The organism is Oceanimonas baumannii (assembly GCF_002245495.1).
In the GTDB taxonomy this organism is placed as follows: domain Bacteria; phylum Pseudomonadota; class Gammaproteobacteria; order Enterobacterales; family Aeromonadaceae; genus Oceanimonas; species Oceanimonas baumannii.
Genome location: NZ_NQJF01000009.1, coordinates 61721 through 83657, shown reverse-complemented (window position 1 = coordinate 83657; position 21937 = coordinate 61721). Strand labels below are relative to the sequence as shown.

The 21937-nt window shown below is 56.3% G+C and carries 22 protein-coding genes; 18 read left to right on the top strand and 4 right to left on the bottom strand.

From position 1 onward, the window contains the following. Nucleotides 1–44: 44 nt before the first annotated feature. Nucleotides 45–740 (bottom strand): ComFC family protein, encoded by a 696-nt coding sequence (locus tag B6S09_RS11710; RefSeq protein WP_094278793.1) that lies wholly within the window; start codon nucleotides 738–740, stop codon nucleotides 45–47. Between the two features lie 27 nt (nucleotides 741–767). Between B6S09_RS11710 and bioH the strand changes: the two genes are divergently transcribed. The 8 genes from bioH (at nucleotide 768) to B6S09_RS11670 (ending at nucleotide 8684) form a co-directional block, all read left to right on the top strand. Next, nucleotides 768–1538 (top strand): pimeloyl-ACP methyl ester esterase BioH, encoded by a 771-nt coding sequence (gene bioH, locus B6S09_RS11705; protein ID WP_094278674.1) that lies wholly within the window; start codon nucleotides 768–770, stop codon nucleotides 1536–1538. 76 nt (nucleotides 1539–1614) lie between these two features. After that, on the top strand, nucleotides 1615–1935 hold the full coding sequence (locus B6S09_RS11700) for a hypothetical protein (RefSeq protein WP_094278673.1): 321 nt from the start codon (nucleotides 1615–1617) through the stop codon (nucleotides 1933–1935). Nucleotides 1936–1953: 18 nt separating this feature from the next. Next, nucleotides 1954–2658, top strand: a complete 705-nt coding sequence (locus tag B6S09_RS11695; RefSeq protein WP_094278672.1) for a ferredoxin--NADP reductase — start codon at nucleotides 1954–1956, stop codon at nucleotides 2656–2658. 66 nt (nucleotides 2659–2724) lie between these two features. Further along, a complete protein-coding gene (locus tag B6S09_RS11690) occupies nucleotides 2725–3441 on the top strand; it encodes a YebC/PmpR family DNA-binding transcriptional regulator (RefSeq protein WP_094278671.1) in 717 nt (238 codons plus the stop codon). Nucleotides 3442–3791: 350 nt separating this feature from the next. After that, complete coding sequence (locus tag B6S09_RS11685) at nucleotides 3792–4526, top strand: aspartate/glutamate racemase family protein (RefSeq protein ID WP_094278670.1); 735 nt, start codon at nucleotides 3792–3794, stop codon at nucleotides 4524–4526. 86 nt (nucleotides 4527–4612) lie between these two features. Next, nucleotides 4613–6001 (top strand): NCS1 family transporter, encoded by a 1389-nt coding sequence (locus B6S09_RS11680; RefSeq protein ID WP_094278669.1) that lies wholly within the window; start codon nucleotides 4613–4615, stop codon nucleotides 5999–6001. A 227-nt stretch (nucleotides 6002–6228) separates the two neighbouring features. Next, the gene (locus B6S09_RS11675; RefSeq protein ID WP_243832862.1) at nucleotides 6229–6942 is read left to right on the top strand and encodes an aspartate/glutamate racemase family protein; all 714 of its coding nucleotides are present in this window, start codon (nucleotides 6229–6231) and stop codon (nucleotides 6940–6942) included. A 308-nt stretch (nucleotides 6943–7250) separates the two neighbouring features. Further along, on the top strand, nucleotides 7251–8684 hold the full coding sequence (locus B6S09_RS11670) for an NCS1 family nucleobase:cation symporter-1 (RefSeq protein ID WP_094278668.1): 1434 nt from the start codon (nucleotides 7251–7253) through the stop codon (nucleotides 8682–8684). Between the two features lie 60 nt (nucleotides 8685–8744). On the opposite strand, the gene B6S09_RS11665 is transcribed toward B6S09_RS11670, so the two are convergent. Then, nucleotides 8745–10805 carry an Ig-like domain-containing protein gene (locus B6S09_RS11665; RefSeq protein ID WP_094278667.1) on the bottom strand — a complete coding sequence of 687 codons (2061 nt, stop codon included), beginning with the start codon at nucleotides 10803–10805 and terminating at the stop codon, nucleotides 8745–8747. A 470-nt stretch (nucleotides 10806–11275) separates the two neighbouring features. Here B6S09_RS11665 and B6S09_RS11660 point away from each other — a divergent pair, with 470 nt between their 5' ends. Together B6S09_RS11660 and B6S09_RS11655 are read left to right on the top strand one after the other, a co-directional pair. Continuing rightward, nucleotides 11276–11971 (top strand): GntR family transcriptional regulator, encoded by a 696-nt coding sequence (locus B6S09_RS11660; RefSeq protein WP_094278666.1) that lies wholly within the window; start codon nucleotides 11276–11278, stop codon nucleotides 11969–11971. 92 nt (nucleotides 11972–12063) lie between these two features. Then, nucleotides 12064–12549, top strand: a complete 486-nt coding sequence (locus B6S09_RS11655; RefSeq protein WP_243832863.1) for a nucleoside deaminase — start codon at nucleotides 12064–12066, stop codon at nucleotides 12547–12549. A gap of 9 nt (nucleotides 12550–12558) precedes the next feature. Here B6S09_RS11655 and B6S09_RS11650 read toward each other — a convergent pair whose 3' ends face one another. After that, nucleotides 12559–13428: a LysR substrate-binding domain-containing protein gene (locus B6S09_RS11650; RefSeq protein WP_094278665.1), complete on the bottom strand. Its 870-nt coding sequence runs from the start codon at nucleotides 13426–13428 to the stop codon at nucleotides 12559–12561. A 170-nt stretch (nucleotides 13429–13598) separates the two neighbouring features. Between B6S09_RS11650 and B6S09_RS11645 the strand changes: the two genes are divergently transcribed. Then, nucleotides 13599–14450: a bifunctional allantoicase/(S)-ureidoglycine aminohydrolase gene (locus B6S09_RS11645; RefSeq protein ID WP_094278664.1), complete on the top strand. Its 852-nt coding sequence runs from the start codon at nucleotides 13599–13601 to the stop codon at nucleotides 14448–14450. 547 nt (nucleotides 14451–14997) lie between these two features. On the opposite strand, the gene yjjG is transcribed toward B6S09_RS11645, so the two are convergent. Beyond that, nucleotides 14998–15675, bottom strand: a complete 678-nt coding sequence (yjjG, locus tag B6S09_RS11640; protein ID WP_094278663.1) for a pyrimidine 5'-nucleotidase — start codon at nucleotides 15673–15675, stop codon at nucleotides 14998–15000. Nucleotides 15676–15822: 147 nt separating this feature from the next. On the opposite strand from yjjG, the gene B6S09_RS11635 reads away from it, so the two are divergent. The 7 genes from B6S09_RS11635 (at nucleotide 15823) to cyoE (ending at nucleotide 21916) form a co-directional block, all read left to right on the top strand. Continuing rightward, nucleotides 15823–16431 carry a LysE family translocator gene (locus B6S09_RS11635; protein WP_094278662.1) on the top strand — a complete coding sequence of 203 codons (609 nt, stop codon included), beginning with the start codon at nucleotides 15823–15825 and terminating at the stop codon, nucleotides 16429–16431. Nucleotides 16432–16556: 125 nt separating this feature from the next. Beyond that, nucleotides 16557–16970, top strand: coding sequence for a hypothetical protein (locus B6S09_RS11630; protein WP_243832864.1), 414 nt, complete (start codon nucleotides 16557–16559; stop codon nucleotides 16968–16970). A gap of 142 nt (nucleotides 16971–17112) precedes the next feature. Next, nucleotides 17113–18021 (top strand): ubiquinol oxidase subunit II, encoded by a 909-nt coding sequence (gene cyoA, locus B6S09_RS11625; RefSeq protein WP_094278660.1) that lies wholly within the window; start codon nucleotides 17113–17115, stop codon nucleotides 18019–18021. A 1-nt stretch (nucleotide 18022) separates the two neighbouring features. Then, the gene (gene cyoB, locus B6S09_RS11620) at nucleotides 18023–20005 is read left to right on the top strand and encodes a cytochrome o ubiquinol oxidase subunit I (RefSeq protein WP_094278659.1); all 1983 of its coding nucleotides are present in this window, start codon (nucleotides 18023–18025) and stop codon (nucleotides 20003–20005) included. Beyond that, a complete protein-coding gene (gene cyoC, locus B6S09_RS11615; RefSeq protein ID WP_094278658.1) occupies nucleotides 20005–20625 on the top strand; it encodes a cytochrome o ubiquinol oxidase subunit III in 621 nt (206 codons plus the stop codon). The genes cyoB and cyoC overlap by 1 nt, the downstream gene beginning before the upstream one ends. Then, a complete protein-coding gene (gene cyoD, locus B6S09_RS11610; protein ID WP_094278657.1) occupies nucleotides 20622–20939 on the top strand; it encodes a cytochrome o ubiquinol oxidase subunit IV in 318 nt (105 codons plus the stop codon). The genes cyoC and cyoD overlap by 4 nt, the downstream gene beginning before the upstream one ends. Before the next feature lie 89 nt (nucleotides 20940–21028). Then, complete coding sequence (cyoE, locus tag B6S09_RS11605; RefSeq protein WP_094278656.1) at nucleotides 21029–21916, top strand: heme o synthase; 888 nt, start codon at nucleotides 21029–21031, stop codon at nucleotides 21914–21916. Nucleotides 21917–21937 lie beyond the last annotated feature (21 nt).

Below are 21937 nucleotides of genomic sequence, written 5' to 3'. Positions count from 1 at the left end.
CTCAACTTTTAATCATACTCCTGTTGCCGGTTTTTGAATAGCGGTCAGTGTTCAAGAGTTCGGCACACTGCCCATACTTCTACCTTTTCCACCCCCTGAGCGTGTAACAGCCGCGTTAGCTCAGTCATGGTCGCGCCTGTAGTGATGACATCGTCCAGCAATGCCACATGGCGATGAGAGCAAGGGCCGGCAGTAAAGGCCCCGGTAAGGTTTTTCCTGCGCTCGGTTTTGTTCAGGTGAGTTTGTGAGGCAGTGGCCCGTATCCGCTGCAGCAGCCGGTGATCTACGTTCAGGTTCAGGGATGAGTGCAGGCCCCGGGCGATTTCACCCGACTGGTTGTAACCCCGGTGTAACCGTCGCCACCAGTGCAGGGGGACCGGCAGTACGGCGTCGGGCCAGGGGGGTTGCAAGGCATCGGCCAGCAATTGTCCTAGCAGGCAGGCATTCAGCCTTTTTCCATGGTATTTAAGATCATGGAGCAGCCGGTTAAATGGTGCTTCAAAGGGAGCCAGTACCTGCATTCGCTGCCAGGGCGGGGGCTGTTTCTGGCAGTGTCCGCAGTAAGCATCGTTGACCGGCAGCGGTAAAGCACAACCCGGGCAGGGAAAGTCTGTTGCGGGCAGATCCCGGCGGCAGAGCCCGCACAGCAGCGGCATGTCATGGCAGTCCTGCCGGCACAGCAGGCACTGGCCCTGCCACAAGGCCCCGGACTGTAATTGGGTGAGCAGGCGCTTTATCATGGAACGGTCGCGATAAGGAAACATGCAATGAGTGTATATACAGAACAACAAGGGCGTGGTCCGGACCTGGTGTTACTGCACGGCTGGGGTATGAATGGTGCTGTCTGGCAGCAGCTGGCAGAGCGGCTGGAAGCTGACTTTTGCCTGCATATTGTGGACTTGCCTGGCTTTGGCCACAGCAAGGCCCTGCCGGCAGGCAGCACGCTGGCAGAGTGGGCCGGCAGTGTGCTGGCCGTGGTGCCTGAGCGGGCCGCCTGGCTGGGCTGGTCTCTGGGCGGGCTGGTGGCGACCCAGGCGGCACTGCAGGCCCCGGAGCGGGTCAGCGCGCTGATTACCCTGGCCAGTTCCCCCCGGTTTGTCAGTGAAGATGCCTGGCCCGGCATCAAGCCCGAGGTGCTGGCCGGTTTTGAGCAGCAACTGGCTGAGGGTCATCAGCAGGTGATCAATCGTTTTTTATCGTTACAGGCCATGGGCAGCGAGCATGCCCGGGACGATATTCGCCGGCTGCGGGACAGTCTGGCCAGCCGGCCGGCACCGGATCCGCAGGCCCTGGCGGCGGGTCTTGGATTGCTGGGAGAGGTGGACTTGCGGGCACAGCTGGCACAGCTCACCATGCCATTGCTGCGGCTTTACGGCCGGCTCGATGGTTTGGTGCCACACAAGGCGGCCACGTTAACCGATGCGCTGGCACCGGCCAGCCACCGCCATATTGAGCCCAAAGCCTCTCATGCCCCCTTTATTTCTCACCCTGAGGCCACCGCCGACTCCATTCGCGGTTTTCTGCATAAGCAGGGCTGATGGTCATGGCTGTCTGTGAGCACGGGCTGAGCTATAGTCAAAGCAATCAGGCAATACTGCCGTTGAGGATATCAGCATGGCCATACCGGTAATTTTGCCCAATATGCCGCCCAATCCTGCACAGCCTGCGACCGAGGCGGTTCAGGCGGATAATATACGTCGCCCGGCTATACCGGTGATCCGGGCAGTCCAGCCCTATACGGCCATTCGTCAGCGGGATCGGCAACGGCAGCGGGGCCGGCGCGAGCAAGCCTTTGAGGCCTGGCTCAGCCTGCATCAGGGAGCCATTTGCCTGATTGGTACCAGTCCGGGCATGAGCCGTCGGCTGGAGGTCATTAACCGGCGTTACCACGATCAGCTCGGGCAGGCAGACGCCGTGCTGGATGTGGAAGTCTGAGCACAGCGGAGCCTTGTGATGGCTGTTTATGACGTTACGCTCACGCACACAGAAAAGGTGGCTGAGGGGACTCTGGCATTATTTTTTGGGCGGCCCGACGGCTTTGAGTACAAGGCCGGCCAGTGTGTGCGGCTGGTGCTGCAGAATCCGCCGGAAACGGATGATGAAGGCAATGGCCGCATTTTGTCTCTGGCCTCCGGGCCGGCAGAGGCGGAGCTGATGGTGGCAACCCGGTTACGGGATACCGCCTTCAAACGGGTGTTGGGTGGTTTGCAGCCCGGTACGGTGCTGACGCTTAAAGGCCCTTACGGCGACTTTACCCTGCCCGCCGACACCACTGTGCCGCTGGTCTTTATAACTGGCGGCATTGGTATTACCCCGGTGCGAAGCATGCTGCTGCAGGCGCTTACGGAGCAACGGGAGGTGACTCTGCTGTATGCCAACCGACGGCCGCAGGATGCCGCCTTTCTGGGTGAATTGCAGCGGGCAGTGCTTGGTCACACAACCGTGACACTGGTGCCGGTCATGACCGCTTGCGACAGCTGGCAGGGTGAAAAAGGGCACATAGATGTGGCCTTGCTGCGCCGTTATGTACCCGGTGTGCAGTCTCCGCTCTATTACCTGGACGGCCCTCCCGCTCTGGTGAGCGCGATGAGGCTGATGCTGGCAGAGGCTGGTGTGCCTGCAGACAGGATACGCACCGAGGAATTTGCCGGTTACTGAAAATAGAAATAATCCGGCTCTGTGTGTAAAATTCGTGCTCTTTTTGTTGAACAACGAGATCACGTCATGGGCAGAGCCTATCAAAACCGCAAAGAATCCATCGCCAAGACCGCCAATGCCAAGAGCAAGGTCTACAGCAAGTACGGCCGCGAAATTTACGTGGTCGCCAAAGCGGGTGGTGCCGACCCTGATGGCAACCTGAGTCTGCGCGGTCTGATTGACCGTGCCAAGAAAGATCAGGTTCCTACTCACGTGATTGAAAAAGCCCTGCAAAAGGCCACCAGTGGTGCCGGTGAAGACTTCTCACCTGCCCGTTACGAAGGCTTTGGTCCGGGTAACAGTATGGTGATTGTCGACTGCCTTACCGACAACCCCAACCGTACCATCGGCGATGTGCGCCAGTGCTTCAATAAGGTTAAGGCCAAATTGGGTACCTCTGGCAGCGTGAGTCACATGTTCGATCACTGTGCCATTCTGGTATTTGACGGTGACGATGAAGAAGCCGTGCTGGAAGCGCTGATGATGGCCGATGTGGATGTCACCGATATCGAGCTGGAGGACGGCAAGATAACCGTATTTGCACCGCAGACTGAATATTTCAAGGCCAAGCAGGCCCTGAGCGAAGCGTTTGCAGGCATCGACTTCGAGGTGGATGCGATTCAGTTTGTTCCTCAGACCACGGTGGAAATCAGCGGTGACGATGTCGCCCAGATGGAACGCTTCCTTGATATGCTCAACGATGTGGATGACGTCCAGAACGTTTATCACAACGCTGAATACTGACAGAACAGCCTGACTGATACACTCCAAACCCTCCTCCAGGAGGGTTTTTTATTGCCTTTTACGTGTTAAAGCTCACAAAATTGATAACAATTTTTTTATTTTATGTAGATGTCTATTGCTTCATTTGATGATTTATTTCATTTCTGATGGCGGGGTTTATATTTCTATTTTTATTTAAGTTGTTAATTTTTAACTATTTTTGTTCGTTAGCAATAGATCCTGCTGCTGTCAATGAGGCCTTTCTTGGTGGTTGATATATAGCTCACAAAAAAGTTTACAGATCGTTAACGAAAGAAACATAATCATCATCGTTAACGATTTTTATGTTTTTATGTGAACAAGGAGTCTGTATGCGGATCAAGATCATCAACCCCAATACCACCCAGGCGTTTACCGATGCGCTGCAGCAACTTGCCGACAGTGTGGCCCGCCCCGGGACCCAGGTACTGGCTGTGAGTCCGGCCAGTGGTCCTGCTTCCATTGAAGGCTTTTACGACGAGGCTCTGTCGGTGCCCGGCGTACTGGAAGAAGTAGCCAAGGGTGACCGGGAAGAAAACATTGATGCCTATGTGCTGGCCTGTTTTGGCGACCCCGGGCTGTATGCGGCACGGGAGCTGACCGACAAGCCGGTGCTGGGGATTGCCGAGGCTGCTTTTCACATGGCCAGCATGGTCGGAGCCTGCTTCAGCATAGTGACCACGGCTCCCCGCGTGCGTTTTATGACCGAGCACCTGGTCAGCCGTTACGGCTTTAACGAACAGTGTAAGCGTATTCGCACTACCCCCATGCGCGTGCTGGATCTGGCCGAATCACCCGATACTGCTATTGCCAAAGTGATTGCCGAATGTCGTCTGGCCATGGAAGAAGACAAGGCAGAGGCCATCGTGCTGGGCTGTGCCGGCATGTCTGCTTACCGGGAGTTTATCGAACAGGAGATCGGTATTCCGGTGATTGACGGCACCGTGGCGGCAGTCAAGCTGTGCGAAGCCATGGTGGACATGAAACTGGGCACCAGTAAGGTGCTGACTTTTAACTGGCCACGCCCCGAGCTGGCCGTGCCGGGCAAGGGGCTGAAAATTGCCTGAGCCCACCCGTAGGTGCCTGGCCAGCGACGGCCGGGCAAGAAGAGGGCGGTAACGCCTTCACGTGATGGAATACCGAGGACTAAACTATGGCTATTCAGAATGTAAACAGCGAAACCGCCATTCCTATGGATACCGGCAAGGCCGAACCGGCCCAGACCGCCGGGCACGACAAGAAGGCCGGAGAAGAATCCCTGGCTCCCCAGAAGCATCGCATTATGGGCCGGGTCTCTTACCTGCTGGCCTGGTTTGGTGGCTGTGTGTCTATCGGTACCTTTACCATGGGTTCCAGTATCGTTGGCACTCTTAATCTGGTGCAGGCGACCGTGGCCATCGCCATCGGTTGTTTTGTAATCGGCATTGCGCTGGCCCTGAATGGTGCTGCCGGCTACAAATACGGCATTCCCTTTATGGTGCAGGCCCGGGCCGCATTTGGTTTTTCCGGTACCCGTTTTCCTGGTCTGGTACGGGCGGTGCCGGCCATTGTCTGGTACGGCTTTCAGAGCTGGATAGGCGCCGGTGCCCTGAATGCGGTATCGGCCACCCTGTTTGGCTTCGATAATCTGGTGCTGTTCTTCGTGCTGTTCCAGTTCCTGCAGATTGGTCTGTCCATCTTCGGCTTCCAGGGCATCAAGTGGCTGGAAAACGTGGGTAGCGGCTTTATTCTGCTGGCACTGGTGTATATGTTCTGGAGTGTGATTAACCGCTATGGCGATGAAATTACCGCCAACCTGGTGAATATGGAAGGAACCTGGGGCATGCCCTTCTGGGGCGCGACCATGCTGTTCCTCGGTATTTACAGCACCATGATGCTGAACGTGAGTGACTATTCCCGTGAGCTGAAGGAAGGCACCAAGCCCGGCCTGCTTACCGTTATCTACGCCATGTCCATTCTCCCCTGTACCCTGTTTATGGGTCTGATTGGCCTGATGGTGTCCGGTGCCACCGGTGTGTCCGACCCGATTCAGGTGTTCTCCAGTGCAGTAGATAACACCCCGCTGCTGGTGATTACGCTGCTGTTTATCGCTTTTGCCCAGGTGACCACCAACGTCCTTAACAACGTGGTGCCGCCCACCTATATTCTGATGGATGTGTTCAAGCTGAAGTTCCGTACCTCCACTATTCTGGTGGGGCTGCTGGCCTTCTGTACCTTCCCCTGGGAACTGGTGAAGGAAGAATCATCCGCCGGCCTGCAGCTGTTTGTGCAGACCTATTCGGCCTTCCTCGGCCCCATCTTTGCGGTGATGGTGGTGGATTACTTTATCCTGCGTCGCCGCAAACTGGATATCGACAAGCTGTATGACGAAAATGGTCCTTACAAGGGCGTAAACTATGGGGCAGTGATCGCTGCCCTGACCGGTGCCGTGGTGGCTCTGACCTTTTCTTCGGTGTCCTGGTACGCCAGCCTGGTGCCAGCCGGTCTGACCTATTATCTGCTGATGCAGTACTGGCAGCCCTGCCAGCGCTTCCGTAAATAATATGGAGAGAAGGTCTGGTAACAGGCCTTCCTTTTCCAGGTGTAAGGAGTGGTATTAAAGAGTAAGAAATTATTGATTAATACACAGTCAGTAAAAGGAGTTCTCTGTATTAGGGGAGCTGTTTTTTGATAATTAAGGGAGATAGTTGTCATGTGTGTATGTCAGTCATCATTTATTGGTAAAAAACAAGTAAAATACTGATTCCGTTTTTTTTACTGGCAGCATCTGTGGTTCAAGCTAAGTCTGAAGTCGAACGTGTTCAGCAAAGTGAAAAGGGGATTACGAAAACGATTGTACTGATTAACCCTAATTCAAATTCAAAAGCTACCAGGTCAATGACCGAACTTGTCCAGCAAGAGGTAGCCGGGCGAGCCAATGTGAAAGGTTTGAGTAATAAGAGTGCCCCCGCCTTACTGACCACTCCTCAGGATATGGAAGATGCGGTGAGCGGCGTTGTTGCACTGGGCGTAGAAGCGGCTGCTGATGACCAGGTCGCTGCGCTGATCGTGTCTGCATTCAGTGATCCAGGGCTGAAGGAGCTACGCGCCAGAGTGTCTATACCGGTATTTGGCATTGGTGAGGAAGTTTTTCATGAAGCTGCTCGTGGCGGTCGGGCTTTTGGCATCGTTACGGTTACACCGGATGAAAAATTATTGGCCTCATTTCAAAGTAAGGCTGATGAATTGGGCTATGGCCACCTGTACCGAGGCGTTCAGGTAACACCAGGCGATCCAATGAAACTGGTTGCTTCTGCTGAACATCTTGATGCCGCATTAGCAATGGCAGTGCAGGCATCCATTGAGCAGGGTGATGCGGAAGCGGTAATTATGGGCGGGGGGCCATTATCGGCTTCAGCAATCAGACTGCAACCCAAGTCTGAAGTGCCTTTATTAGTGGCAGTCAATGCTGCTGCGCGCTCAGCGATTGCTGTTATCGAATAGCTTTACTTTTCCATAAAGATATATAGCCAGGGAGCTATAAAATAAAGCTGCTTACTTAATGTTAGCGGCTTTATCTGATTCTGTAGCCTAATGTTGTTTGAGAAAAGGCTGGTTGTCTTGGCCCTGCTGAATAGTATGCTGGAGCTTGGGTGACTACGCTTTATATTACCGACTGAATCGGTGCTGTGGCTGCAGGTAAATTTCGATACTCCACTGGTGGTGTCTTGCTGCTGTCAGCTATATGGCCATGGTTGCCATCAACGCTAGCGGAAAGATGATTTTTTCGAGTGTTCAAAGGAGATAAATGCATGGATGACAAGCAACTTGAAATAACCCATCATGATCCGCTGCTTTATAACGAGGATCTTGCCCCTATCAAGCACAGGGATCGGCGCTGGGGCTGGTTCGAAATTTTTAATGTCTGGTCCAATGATATTCAGAGCCTGTTCGGCTATACCCTGGCCGCTTCGTTGTTTTTGAGTTACGGCCTGAACGGCTGGGCAGTGATGGCGGCCATTATTCTGGCCGGTTTTATTGTTATGGTATTGGTTAACCTGAGCGGCAAGCCCAGCGTTAAATACGGTATTCCTTTCCCGGTGATGATCCGCTCCAGTATGGGAGTACGCGGTGCGAACTTTCCGGCCCTGCTGCGTGCCATTATCGGTATATTCTGGTATGGGGTGCAGACCTATTTCGCTTCCACGGCCGTCACCCTGCTGCTCACCGCCCTGTTTGGCACCAGCGACAGTGAGTTCCTTGGCATGTCGGGTACCGCCTGGCTGTCGTTCTTGCTGGTCTGGGTATTTCAGATAGCCCTGTTCTGGCAGGGCATTGAGAAGATCACCGTCTTTCTGAACTGGGCCGGTCCGCTGGTGTATGTGGTGATGCTGGTGCTGATGATTGTGGTCTGGTATCAGGCCGGTGATCAGCTGCTGCCGGCGGTGGCCACCATTTTTGATGGCGGCGGTAACTATCAGGGCAGTGATCTGGCAGCCTTTTCTGCCATTGTGGGCACCATGGTGGCCTATTTTGCCGCTGTGGTGATTAACTTCGGTGACTTCACCCGCTTTGTACGCAGCGAGCGACAGATGAAAATTGGCAACCTGGTGGGGCTGCCTCTGAACGTGGCGTTCTTTTCTTTTATTGCCTTGATCATTACTGCCGGCACTCTGGTGCTGTTTGGTGAAGCATTGACTAACCCGTCGGATATTGTGGACAGGGTCGACTCCCTGCCGCTGACGATCATTGCCGCCCTGACCTTCTTTGCCGCTACTGTAGGCATCAATTTGGTGGCCAACTTCATTCCGCCGGCCTATGACCTGGCCAACCTGTTTCCCAAGGCGATCAGTTTCCGCATTGGTGGTCTTATCACCGCCGTGGTGGCCTTCTTTGTGGGTGGACTTTGGGTGGCGGTGATAAGCCAGATGGGTATTTCCGGTTTCGTTAATGCGCTGGGTGCCATCGTGGCCCCATTCTACGGCATTATTGTGGTGGACTATTACATCATCAAACGGCAGAACCTGAACATGCAGGAGCTGTTCTCCCGGGATCCCAACGGTGCCTACTTCTACCAGAATGGCTGGAACAAGAAGGCAATTCTCGCTTTTGCCATGGCGGCGGTGTTCTCCATTGCCACCGTCTGGGTGCCGGCGCTGAGTGATCTCAACGGCTATGGTTGGATGATTGGCGCGGCCCTGGGAGGTCTTTTCTACTACTTCCTGGCCCCCCGGGCCAAGAGCTGAGCCCGTCCCTGAATGAAAAAGCCCTGCTTATGCAGGGCTTTTTTACGTTGTGATAGAGGCTTAGCAGCCTTTTTTCGGATGACATTTGCCACCACCGCCACCACCGTCTCCCTGACCGCTGGGGCTGATAGTGATGCTGAGCGTGGCGGTTGCGGTCAGTTCACCATCGCTGACGGTGTAGGTCAGGCTGTCGCCACCGCGCTTGCTGATACTGGTATACACAAGCTGGTTATCGACCAGTGCCACCGAGCCCTTGGAGCCCTGAGAGTAGTCGCTGATGCTCAGTTCATCATTGTCGGGGTCGCTGTCGTTGGCGAGCACATCGATACTCAGCAAGCTGCCGAGTATGACCTGGGCACTGTCATCCACCGCCACCGGCGGCCGGTTGCCGCTCTGGGTAGTTGCCGAACGGACCGCCGAGAGGGCAGTTTCATTGCCGGACAGGTCTCGAGCCTTGACCTGAAAACTGTAACTGGTGCCGGGCTGCAGCCCGGTGGCACTATAGCCGGTGTCGCTTTGCCAGCTACTGTTACTGCAGCCGGGACCTCCGGCAACACACAGGAACTGATATTGCACCATGCCGGAATCGTCACTGGCCGGATTTGCCACCATATCGATCTGGGTTGTGCCCTGTGCCGTGGGGGGAGTAGCCCACCAGCCGGCCGGATTCGGCATAGGGGCTGTGGTATCGTCCTGGGTGGAGACCAGGGTGCCGGAAATGAAATACATGCCCAGGCTGCCGTAGTCGCTGTAGGGAGTCACGCTGTTGCCGGTACCGGTGATCTCAAGGTAATAACGGCCTGCCATCAGGGTTTTATCCAGCTGCGCCATGGTGTCATTTTGCGGATCGGCACGGATAACCAGGTTACCCTGGGCATCGTAGAGGCTGGCCTGAACGTCGAGGTTGGAACCGCGGTGGTTGTCGTTATAAAAGCTGTCCCAGGCGGGGATGATCGTCAGGGACACATTGCCTGCCTCGGTGTCGAACCAGAACACATCGTGATCCTGGCGGGTTTCAATCACGCCCTTGTTGGCCGGCACCAGATTGCCGGGGTCGATTTCCGGAGAGGTGGAGCCAATGTTGCCGTAGGTATCGGCTACCAGCAGAGTGGCGCTGGTCAGGTTATTGCCGTGATCGTCGGCGCGCCTGCCCAGCTTGCCGGAGATGATCTGCAGATCGTCCTCATTGTTATTGGCATCGGCGTATTCGCCCCGGCTCCACTGAGTTACCTGGGTACTGTAGCCTACGCCCATGATGGGTCCCCAGGAAACATAGCCAGAACCATGACCACGGTAGTAACTGGTGGCTGAGGTGCCATCATGGCTGAGTCCGAGGTTGTGGCCGAGTTCGTGGCTTGCCGCTTCAGCGATGGAGGTGGTTTTGTAGGGGCCCAGGTTATCGGCATAGACCAGCGCCGGTAAGTAGTACTCATAGTTGCTGCGGCCCCAGACGTTCACATAAGCCACTCCGCCGGCGTTTTCAGAGGGCATGGCAGTGTTGAATTCATCGCGGCCTTCGGTGACTAATATATGGCCGGTGTTGGGGCCGAATGCACCGGGATCTTCGGTGGTGACATCAATATCAAAGGGGGCCATATCTTCGGCGAGACGGTGCCAGATTTCGGCGATGCGGCTGCGCTCGGTGTCGTTGAAGCTGTCCGGGCTGCCGTCGGTATCGTACGGTCTGGCATAAAAGGTGGCACCATTGCCCCAGGCCTTACCGCTGATCACATGGCCGTCAAAGTCGAGGAAGACTACTTTACTGGCACCGGGACGGCTGTGCAGAAAAAAGGTATCTTCCGGTGCCACCGACTGCGGTGCGGCCAACTCATCTGTGCTGTCATTGTCAGTGGGCTCCGGCAGTATCGTATCTGCATAGAAGATGGCGCCGTCTTGATCGGCATGTAAAAACTCGAAATCCTGGGCTGGAACATTGAGCTGCTCCAGCCATTCCAAGGCTCGCAGCTGGGCGGGGTAGGGCAGCTTTTCTATCTGGCTTTTTAAGCGTCCGGGAGGCAGGTTGTCGGGGTTGTTGTTGAACTTGGGAACGGCCTGGGTGGAAAATGCCACCAGTAGTGACACCAGGCACCCGGCAAGGGGGGTTGTGAGTTTGGCATTCATGCAGAAGCTTCCTTGTTATGATGCAATCCATGCTTCATCACTGCCCGATGTGTGTCTGTTGGGCGTGATGCATCACTAAAATGCTAGTGCTGCGGACCTGACTCTGCCAGTTTCATTCGGTGTTGGCCCCATTTGTGGCCGGATGTCCGGGGGATATTGCCGGTATCGCCTGCGAGGTTGATCCCGAAGCGGAGACCGACATGATGAGGTGCTGTATTATTGCGGTTGGTGCCGCCTGAGTGTGCGGCGCTGGTGAGCATCTGAGCCGGTGAGGTCACGGGAAGCGGACTAAGGTCATCAAGGCATTGCTGTCCAGGACGATCTGATTGTTTTTAACGAATTGGTACATGATTGTTGACAATACAAAGCCATGTTAATCTCAGGTTAAAAGGCGGCCGTTTTCGCCGTGATTAACGGGACGGCAGTGAGGGCATAGCGTGTCTGCCAGACCGAGCACACAGGACAAACCCATGAATCATAAAAACACGGAACTGGACAAGGTTTATCAGCGGATCTGGGAGGCGATTGTTGCCCACAAGCTGTTACCGGGTACCCGGCTGAAGGAAGAGGAGTTGTGCGAAACCTTTGAACTCAGCAGAGGGTTTGTACGTAAGCTGCTGCTGCAGCTGTCCTATCATAAACTGGTTAACCTGGTACCTAACAGCGGCGCTTTTGTGGCCGAGCCTTCGCCGGAAGAGGCCCGGGATATTTTTCAGGCCCGCCGGCTGATCGAGGCCGAACTGGTCCGGGAGCTGGCAAACAAATGCACCCTGCGTGAGAAAAAGCTGCTGCAGGAACACCTGGAAAAGGAACATCAGGCCATGGCACAGGAGGATCAGAGCCTGCGTATTCGCCTGTCGGGCGAATTTCACCTGTTGATTGGCAAGCTGGCCAACAAGCCGGTACTGACCTCATTTCTGCATGAAATCATTCCCCGCTCTTCGCTGATTGTGGCTCTGTATCAGAGGGGGGCCCGTAAGGCGCATCATCATGGCGGACTTTCCTGCAGTGAGCATAATGATCTGCTGGATGCCATTTCCGGGCATCATACCGAGCAAGCTGTGCAGCTGATGATTGACCATCTCAATGAAATTGAAGCACAGCTGCAGCTGGAGCCCCCGATTGAAGAGACACTGAATCTGAAAAGTATTTTTGCCGAGACCTGAACCTTGACCGGCCGCTTTGCCGGGCTATGATGCCGGTTTTTTCACACGCTACGGCGGCCAACTGGCCGTCGTTTTATATGGGAGAAAGCGTGATGGCAGATCTGGATTATCTTAAAGCGAGCATCGCACTGGCACGGGACAACGTGAGCAAGGGCGGTCAGCCTTTTGGCGCAATGCTGGTAAAAGACGGTGAAGTGCTGGCGGAAGGAGTGAACCAGACCTATGTGGAGCACGATCCCACCGCCCATGCCGAAATTCAGGCGTTGCGTAACGCTGCCCGGGCACACCGGCAGTCATTGTTTCCGGGCAGTACCATGTATGCCAGTGGCAAGCCCTGCGCCATGTGCATGGCGGCCATGATCCAGGCTGGAGTATCGCGGCTGATCTATTGCGCCGGCGATGAGGTGGGGGAACGCTATGGCTGGTCGACCGAATACCTCTATCAACGTATGCAGCAGCCGTTTGGTGAGCAGGGTATTACAACCGAGCAGCTGCCGCTGGAAGAAAAAACGGCCGTGTTTGATCTCTGGCAAGAGCTGCATGGTCAGGGCAGCAACAGGCATATCAGACAGGACTGACTCTCATTGTTATTGCCGGCAGGTGTCATTGCAGGCGCTGATAAGCCGCTCGGCCAGCAACCTGCAATGGGCCGATAACTTATCCTGGGCGTGCAGGGTCAGCTCGAGATCCGGCACCTCCGGCAGGCCATCGGCTTCGTTCAGGATACGGTGGTTGGCGGTAACCAGACGCCGGGGCAGCAGCGACACGCCAAAGCCTGCTTCAACTGCGCAGCACACCCCCGACAGGCTGGTGCTTACGTAAGCCAGCCGCCAGCTGCGCCCCAGCCGGTCAAAGGTATGCGCCATTTCGCCCCGGTACAGGCCGCCGATGGGGAACGTCACCAGCGGCACCGGATGGCTGGCCAGGTTGTTGCTGTCGAGGCCGTCTATCCAGCACAGCGGCTCGGGCCAGCTGGCCAGCCCGGGCACGCTGCCCGGGCGTTGTTTGACCAGTGCCAGATCCAGTTCGCCGCGCTGAAACTCCCGCCAGATATCGCTGCACAGGCCACTTTTTACTTCCAGCCGGATCCCGGGATACTGATCGGCAAAGGCGGAAAGAGCGGGCATGATGGCGTGGGTAGCGAAGTCTTCCGGCACCCCCAGCCGTATTTTCTGCTGTTCTATGCTCAGGCTGGTCTGAGCCACGGCTTCCTGCATCAGCTGCAGAATACGGCGGGCGTAGTTGAGTACCCGCTCCCCTTCCAGAGTGGCGGTAATATAGCGGCCTTTGCGGTTAAGCAGCTCGCAGCCCAGCTGGGACTCCAGCTTGCGTACCTGCTGGCTCACGGTGGACTGAGTAAGATGGGTGCTGTCGGCGGCGCGGGTAAAGCTTCCTGTGTCCACTACGGCCACAAAGCTGCGCAGCAGTACCGGATCGAGAGTTGTCAATTGAGTCATTTTGTCCTGGTAGTGGGAAATGCACTGGTCCTCATTGGGTTATTTAATTTATAAATCATCCGGCCATGCTCTACAATCCGTATGTTCAGCATTTAGGCAGTGCGGTACCTATCCATGGCCGGGCTGCTGTCGTTGGCAATGTCCAACCATCAAGCATAAAGGACGAAGTAATGGCCCGTAATACCTATTATGCCCCCAAGGGCGGTCTGCCCCCGCAGACTCAGATGATCCACGACCGTGCCGTGTTCACCGAAGCTTACGCTGTGATCCCGAAAGGCGTAATGAGCGACATCGTAACCAGCTTCCTGCCGTTCTGGGATGAAACCCGTTTGTGGGTTATCGCCCGCCCGATGAGTGGTTTCTCCGAGACTTTTTCTCATTACATCATGGAAGTTTCTCCCAATGGTGGCAGCGAGAAGCCCGAGCTGGATGCCGGTGCCGAAGGCGTTATCTTCATTGTTGAAGGTGAAATGACCCTGACACTGGAAGGCAAAGAACATCATATGGATCTGGGTGGCTATGCTTACCTGCCGCCGGGTGCCAACTGGACCGTTAAGAACAACAGTGGTGAGCCGGTTCGTTTCCACTGGCTGCGTAAGGCCTATGAGTTTGTAGATGGCATCGATGTGCCGGAAGCCTTCGTAACCAATGAGAACGACATTGAGCCGACTTCCATGCCGGACACCAATGACGTGTGGGCGACTACCCGCTTCACCGATCCGACCGACCTGCGTCACGACATGCATGTTAACATCGTGACCTTCCAGTCTGGCGGTGTGATCCCGTTCGACGAAACCCACGTGATGGAGCACGGCCTGTACGTGCTGGAAGGTAAAGCCGTTTACCACCTGAACCAGGACTGGGTTGAAGTTGAAGCCGGTGACTACATGTGGCTGCGTGCCTTCTGCCCGCAGGCCTGCTACGCCGCAGGCCCGACCCGCTTCCGTTACCTGCTGTACAAGGACGTGAACCGTCACATGGTTCTGAACTCGTCCCCTGCTTACCGCGGCAACCGCCGTTAACAGGTAGCAGGAAACGCAAAAAGGCAGCTTTCGGGCTGCCTTTTTGCGTTGTGGGCCTAGATATTGTCAGCATTGTGCATCATCGTCGGTCAAAGCGTACAGCTTCTCCGGCACGCCGTGATGACATGCCACTCAATGTTTCAACCCGCTGCGAACATACTGAATGTTCGGTCGGGTTGAAACATTTCGTCACGGCGAGTCTGCTCGCCCCATGTAGCCTCCGTCGCGCATCTGACCGCCAGGGATGGCGGGAATACCGAATATGCAGGAGCAATTTTCGGCCCTGGCGCGAAGGGCGCGGCGAAGCAGACACCCTTTGCCCTCCTTGGCAGGCTCGGCGCTGCCAGGCCGCGAACAGGCAACGGCGATGTTGCCCGAAGCAGCAGTGGGGATTGCCGTAGCCGACCATAAAATGCCAGGGATGGCATTTTCGAGCGTTACATGGAGGTACTTGTAGCGTGTCGGTGGAGTGCAACTGCACTGATGCTTCATTCTGCACGGTCTTTCAGGCAACGAATATTGCACGGCGCTTCAGAAATACGAGAACTCATGCCTCCAGCAGCCACTCCTGCAATTGGCTGAGAGAAGCCACCTGGTGGTGTGGGGTAATGCCCTTGGGGGCGGGCGCGCCCTGAGTGTTAAGCCAGCAGGTGTGCAGGCCGGCGTTCAGGCCGCCGAGTATATCGGAGTGGGGGTTGTCGCCTACCATCAGCACCCGCTCCCGATCCGGCTGGCCCATTAGTGCCAGAGCGTGTTCAAAAATGTCCTTATGGGGTTTGGCTACGCCCACTTCTTCCGATATCACCAGGGGTGAGAAGGTGTGCTGCCAGCCTGCCCGCTGTAACCGGGCCTGCTGCATACTGGCAAAGCCGTTGGTAATAATACCCAGATGTGCCTTGCCTTGCAGTGATGCAATCAGATCACCCGCGCCGGGCAGCAGGCTACACACCTCTACCATGGTGCTCATAAACATATCGTTCAGGTGGTCGGTGGTGACCGTCAGGCGTTCTGCCCAGGGCGCAAAGCGGCGATGGCGCAGCTCTGCGGCACCGATATCACCGTTCTGGTAGGCGACCCATAAAGGTTCGCTCTGTGTCTGAAAATGCACAAATGCCTGTTCATCAAAGTGTACGTCAAAGCGGGTAAACATACGCTTCAGGCCGGTAAAAGCATCGAAATGGAATAAAGTGTCATCGGCGTCGAACAGTATCCAGTCGTAGCGCATCGTAAAAACTCCAGAGCAAATGACTATCAGGGGGCACAGTGTAGGAAGCCTGTTGGGCCAAACTCAATAGCGACACCAAATTATGCTTAAAGAACCGCCTTGCCCTGTCATAAGATATGGCGGAAATAACGACAATGAGGAAAGAGCATGGAATTTTCCAGCTGGCTGGCTCTGGCGGCCATCTGCATTATGGGGGCCATCAGCCCTGGCCCCAGTCTGGCGGTAGTGATCCGCAATACGGTGCGCGGTGGTCAGGGTCACGGTGTACTTACCGCCCTGGGGCACGGCCTGGGGGTGGGGCTCTATGCCCTGATCACCGCCCTGGGGCTGGCCCTGCTGATCACCCGCAATCCGCTGTTATTCGATATTATTCGCTACGGTGGTGCCGCCTTTCTGGCCTGGCTTGGCATCAAGGCCTTGCTGGCGAAGCCACAGCCGGCAGTTACAGGGGAAAGTGGCCATGTCGTACGCGGCCGGCAGGGTGCTTTTGAGGGCTTTATGGTGGCCTTTCTTAACCCTCAGCTGGCCATTTTCTTTGTGGCCCTGTTCAGCCAGTTTGTGCGCGCCGATACCGGCTGGCAGCAGGGCGGCATCATGATGCTCACCGCCGGCGGCATTGATGCGCTCTGGTATGTGCTGGTGGCCTTGTTGCTGTCTCGCGGGCCGGTACTGGGCTGGCTACGTGAAAAATCATTTGTGATTGATAAGCTAAGTGGCCTGGTATTGCTGGCACTGGCGATAAAAGTGGTGCTGTAGATAGCTTGAAATAAGCACCGTAGTTGTGTGCTGGATCAAAGTTTGGTAGCCTTTCGCGGTCAAAAAAGCGGCCTTTTTTCCCGCATCGCTTATTTAGCTACAGTTAACACCAACGGAAACTGCTCGTGAGCCCTATATTGCACCTGTCCATAGCCGAGAGATGGCACGACCTGACGTCGTTGCCACGAACCGGCATGGGTGGTTTTGGCATTCTCGGGGCCATCATGGTGCTGGAGCTGGTAGGCGATTGGCTACTGAGCTGGACCGGGCTGTCGGCCGAGGTATTTGAATTCCAGGCCCAGCTGGCAGATCTGCAGCCTCTTGAGGCCATGAAAGCGCTGTTGTGCGCCAGTTTGCTGGTGTTTGCACCTCAGTTGCTGCAGTGGCTGCTGCTATTGCTGCACCTGTTGTTGCAGACCTTTAACTGGCCCCGGCTGACCCAGCCCAAACCTTCTTTTTCTGCTGCTCCCAAATCGCGCCGGGCCCTGCTTCGGGCTCACAGTTGCCGCGCTCCCCCCTGCTTTTCCCTGGGGATCTGAACAGATTTGAGACCGGTCGCTGTTTCATAACGCGACCGGCAGACCTCTGTCCGATCCTGTCATCGAGTCACACTCGAGACTCATAAATGGTCTTGCCGCCTGGCGGCAAGCTCGCACCTTTAGGGATAGGGGAAGGTTTCCTTTGTTTATTCGAAAGTTAGTTAACCTGCTGCTGGCAGGAGCGGCGTCCGTGATGCTGGCCGGCTGTGAGGGCGGCGTGCTGGACCCCAAGGGTCAGATCGGCGCCGACGAAAAGTACCTGATCATCGTCGCTACCTGTCTGATGCTGCTGGTGGTGGTGCCGGTGATCGTGATGACGCTGTACTTTGCCTGGAAATACCGGGAAGGCCGCAACGAGATCTATGCACCCAAGTGGTCTCACTCCACCAAAATTGAGACCGTGGTGTGGGTAATTCCCATCATCATCATCGTGGTCCTGGGCGCCATCACCTGGCGATCCACCCATGAGCTGGATCCGTACAAGAAGCTTGAACACGACAAGGATCACCTGGTGGTTCAGGTAGTGTCACTCAACTGGAAGTGGTTGTTCATCTATCCGGAGCAGGGCATTGCCACCGTCAACGAGCTGGTGTTCCCCACCGATGTACCGGTGGAATTCCGCATTACCTCCGACACCACCATGAACTCGTTTTTCATTCCGCAACTGGGTAGTCAGATCTATTCCATGGCGGGCATGGAGACCCAGCTGCATCTGATCGCCAATGAGCCGGGCCGCTTTGATGGCATCTCTGCCAACTACAGCGGCGAAGGCTTTACCGGCATGCAGTTTGACGCCATCGCCACCAGGGACGAAGCCGGATTTGAGGCCTGGGTAGAGAAGGTGAAAGCCGACCAGCACATCCTCGACATGGTGGCCTATAACCAGCTCGCTGAGCCCAGCGAACACCACCCGGTGGAATACTTTGGCGATGTCAGCCAGGGCCTGTTCCACAAGGTGGTGATGAAGTTCATGCAGGATCATCACCCCATAGCGGGCGATGAGCACCCACATCATCTGTCAGCCAGCACCATGATGGAGGCTGAGAAATAATATGTCGTTATTAGGTAAACTCACACTCGATGCCGTGCCCTACCATGAGCCCATTATCATGGTGACCCTGGGCGTGGTGGCCATTGCCGCCGTGGTGATCGCTTTCCTGGTTACCCGTCATCAGAAATGGGGCGTGCTCTGGCGCGACTGGATCACTTCGGTGGACCACAAGCGACTGGGCATCATGTATATCATTCTGGCCTTTGTCATGCTGATCCGCGGCTTTGCCGACGCCATTATGATGCGGGCTCAGCTGGCCTTGTCTACCAATGGTGCCGACGGCTACCTGCCGCCCGAGCATTACGACCAGATTTTCACCGCCCACGGTGTCATCATGATCATCTTTATGGCCATGCCATTCATGATCGGCCTGATGAATATTGTGCTGCCGCTGCAGATCGGGGCCCGCGACGTGGCCTTCCCCTTTCTGAACAACCTCAGCTTCTGGCTGGCGGTGTCCGGCGCCGTGCTGGTGAACATTTCCCTCGGTCTGGGTGAATTCGCCAAGACCGGCTGGGTGGCTTATCCGCCGCTTTCCGAGCTGGATTTCAGCCCGGGTGTGGGGGTCGATTACTACATCTGGGCCCTGCAGATATCGGGCATCGGTACCCTGCTGACCGGGGTTAACTTCCTGGTGACCGTGTTCAAAATGCGCACCCCGGGCATGAAGCTGATGCAGATGCCGATCTTCACCTGGACCTGTACCTGGGCCAACATTCTGATCGTGGCGTCCTTCCCCATCCTGACCGCGGTACTGGGCATGCTGACCCTGGATCGCTACCTGGATTTCCACTTCTTCACCAACGCCGCCGGCGGCAACGCCATGATGTACATCAACCTGTTCTGGGCCTGGGGTCATCCCGAAGTGTACATTCTGATCCTGCCGGCCTTTGGTATTTTCTCCGAGGTGATCTCCACCTTTACCGGCAAGCGCCTGTTTGGTTACAACTCCATGGTCTGGGCCAGTGGCGCCATCTCGGTGCTGGGCTTTATCGTGTGGCTGCACCACTTTTTCACCATGGGCTCCAGCGCTAACGTCAACGCCTTCTTTGGCGTGATGACCATGATCATCGCCGTGCCCACCGGGGTGAAGCTGTTCAACTGGCTGTTCACCATGTACCGCGGCCGTCTGCGCATGACGGTACCTGTGCTGTGGACCTTAGGCTTTATGACCACCTTTACCATTGGTGGCATGACCGGCGTGCTGCTGGCGGTACCGGGTGCCGACTTCGTGCTGCACAACAGCCTGTTCCTGATCGCCCACTTCCACAATACCATCATCGGTGGTGCCGTGTTCGGCTACCTGGCCGGCTTTGCCTTCTGGTTCCCGAAAGCCATGGGTTTCCACCTCGATGAGAAGTTGGGCAAGGTGTCCTTCTGGTGCTGGCAAATCGGCTTCTACGTGGCCTTTATGCCGCTGTACGTGCTGGGCTTTTTGGGCATGACCCGACGCCTCAACAGCACCGACAACCCGGCCTGGAACTTCTGGCTGTACCTGGCCGCCGTGGGCGCCGTGTTTATTCTTGTTGGCATAGTGGTGCAGTTCTACCAGCTGTATACCGCCTTTCGTGACCGTGAAGCGAACAAGGACCTGACTGGTGATCCCTGGAACGGCCACACTCTGGAGTGGTCCACCAGCTCACCGCCCCAGTTCTACAATTTCGCCAAACTGCCTCACGTCAGTGACATCGACGCCTTTACCGACATGAAGGAAAAGGGTACCGCCCACAAGGTGCAGGGCGACTACCAGCCCATTCACATGCCTAAGAATACCGCCTGTGGCGTGCTGATTGCCGCCGCCGCCACCGCCGCCGGTTTTGGTGCCATCTGGCATATCTGGTGGATGGTGATTGCTGGTCTGGTGGCCAGCTTTGTGATCTTTCTGTGTCGGGCTTATGACACCGACACCGACTATTACGTGCAGCCCGACGAGGTTGAGCGCATCGAGCAGGCACACCAGCGTAACGTGATGAAGGAGGCCTGATGGAAGCCGTATCCGTCGATCTCAAACAGGTGCAGCTGCACCACGAAGAAGAGCACCACGACACCGGGGGCAATACCCTGTTCGGTTTCTGGCTCTACCTGATGACTGACTGCCTGCTGTTCGCCTCGGTGTTCGCCACCTATGCGGTGCTGTACATGAACACCGCCGGTGGTCCGGGCGGCCGTGAACTGTTCGATCTCAAGTTCGTGGCGGTTGAGACCGCGGTGCTGCTGGTCTCCAGCATCACCTACGGCTTTGCCATGCTGGCCGGCCACAACCACCAGCGGGGCCTGACCCTGCTGTGGCTGCTGGTGACTTTTGCGCTGGGTGCCAGCTTTATTGGAATGGAACTGTATGAGTTCCATCACCTGATTGCCGAAGGTGCCGGCCCGCAACGCAGCGCTTTCCTCACCGCATTCTTCACCCTGGTGGGCATGCACGGTCTGCACGTGACCGCCGGCCTGGTGTGGATGCTGGTGCTGATGGTGGAGCTGATGAAGCGGGGCACCGGCCCTCGTACCCTGACCCGTCTGGGTTGCCTGAGCATGTTCTGGCACTTCCTCGACGTGGTGTGGATCTGTGTGTTTACCGTGGTGTATCTGATGGGGGGAATGGCATGAGTAATCATGACGCCGTGGATCACGGCAGTGTGAAATCCTACCTGACCGGCTTTGTGTTGTCGGTGATCCTGACCGCCATTCCGTTCTGGGCGGTGATGACCGGCCAGCTGAGCCTGGGGGCAACCCTGGCCACAGTCGTGTTGCTGGCTATTGTGCAAATCGTGGTGCACCTGAAGTACTTCCTGCACCTGAGCTTTAAGCCCAGCAGTCGGGAAAACACCGTGGCCTTTTTGTTCTCCGCCCTCATCATCGTGATGGTGGTAGGGCTGTCGGTGTGGATCATCATCAGTGCCAACGAAATGATGATGTACTGATGCCTCATTCCCGGCCCGCCTCGGCGGGCCGGGAATGAGCTGATTACGCACACAACACAGGTTAACGGGTTCATCCCAAGGGGCATTTTATGATTCGGCCTTACCTCAAGGTCACCAAGCCGGGCATCATCATGGGCAACCTGATCTCGGTGGCCGGCGGCTTTTTCATGGCCGCCCGCGGCGACGTCGACTGGTCGCTGATGTGGGCCACCCTGATAGGACTGTCGCTGGTGGTAGCATCCGGCTGTGCCGTCAACAACTGCATCGACCGTGATATTGACGCGCGTATGCGCCGCACCCAAAACCGGGTGACGGTGACCGGCGAGCTGCCGGTACGCACGGCGCTGGTTTACGGGCTGGTGCTGGGCGTGCTGGGTTTCGGTTTGCTGGCCTGGTTCACCAATGCCGTGGCTGCCGGCTTTGCCGCCTTTGGCTATGCGGTATACGTGGGCTTCTACAGCCTGTGGCTGAAGCGCGCTTCGGTCTACGGCACCCTGGTGGGCAGCCTGTCCGGGGCGGTGCCGCCGGTGGTGGGCTATTGCGCGGTGACCGGCCAGTTTGATGCCGGTGCCGCCATTTTGCTGCTGATGTTCAGCTTGTGGCAGATGCCCCATTCCTACGCCATCGCCATTTTCCGCTATGAGGATTATGCGGCGGCTAACATTCCGGTGTTGCCGGTGGCGCAAGGGGTGGCCAAGGCCCGGCGCCAGATCGTGCTTTATATTGCGCTGTTTTGCCTGGTGACCGCCTTGTTGCCGCTCAGCGGCTACACCGGCCTCACTTTTATGACCGTGGCCTGTGCCACCAGCCTGTGGTGGCTGGTGATGGCCTTTAACGGCTATCGCCGGGGTGCCGAGGAATTGGGCTGGGCCCGCCGCGTGTTTGTGCTTTCCATTGTTACCATCACCGCCATCAGCGTGACCATGGCACTGGACTTTCGTACCGGGCCTGAAGTCTTGCTGGTGATAAATTTGTAAATCGTCTTACTGTTTCTCCCA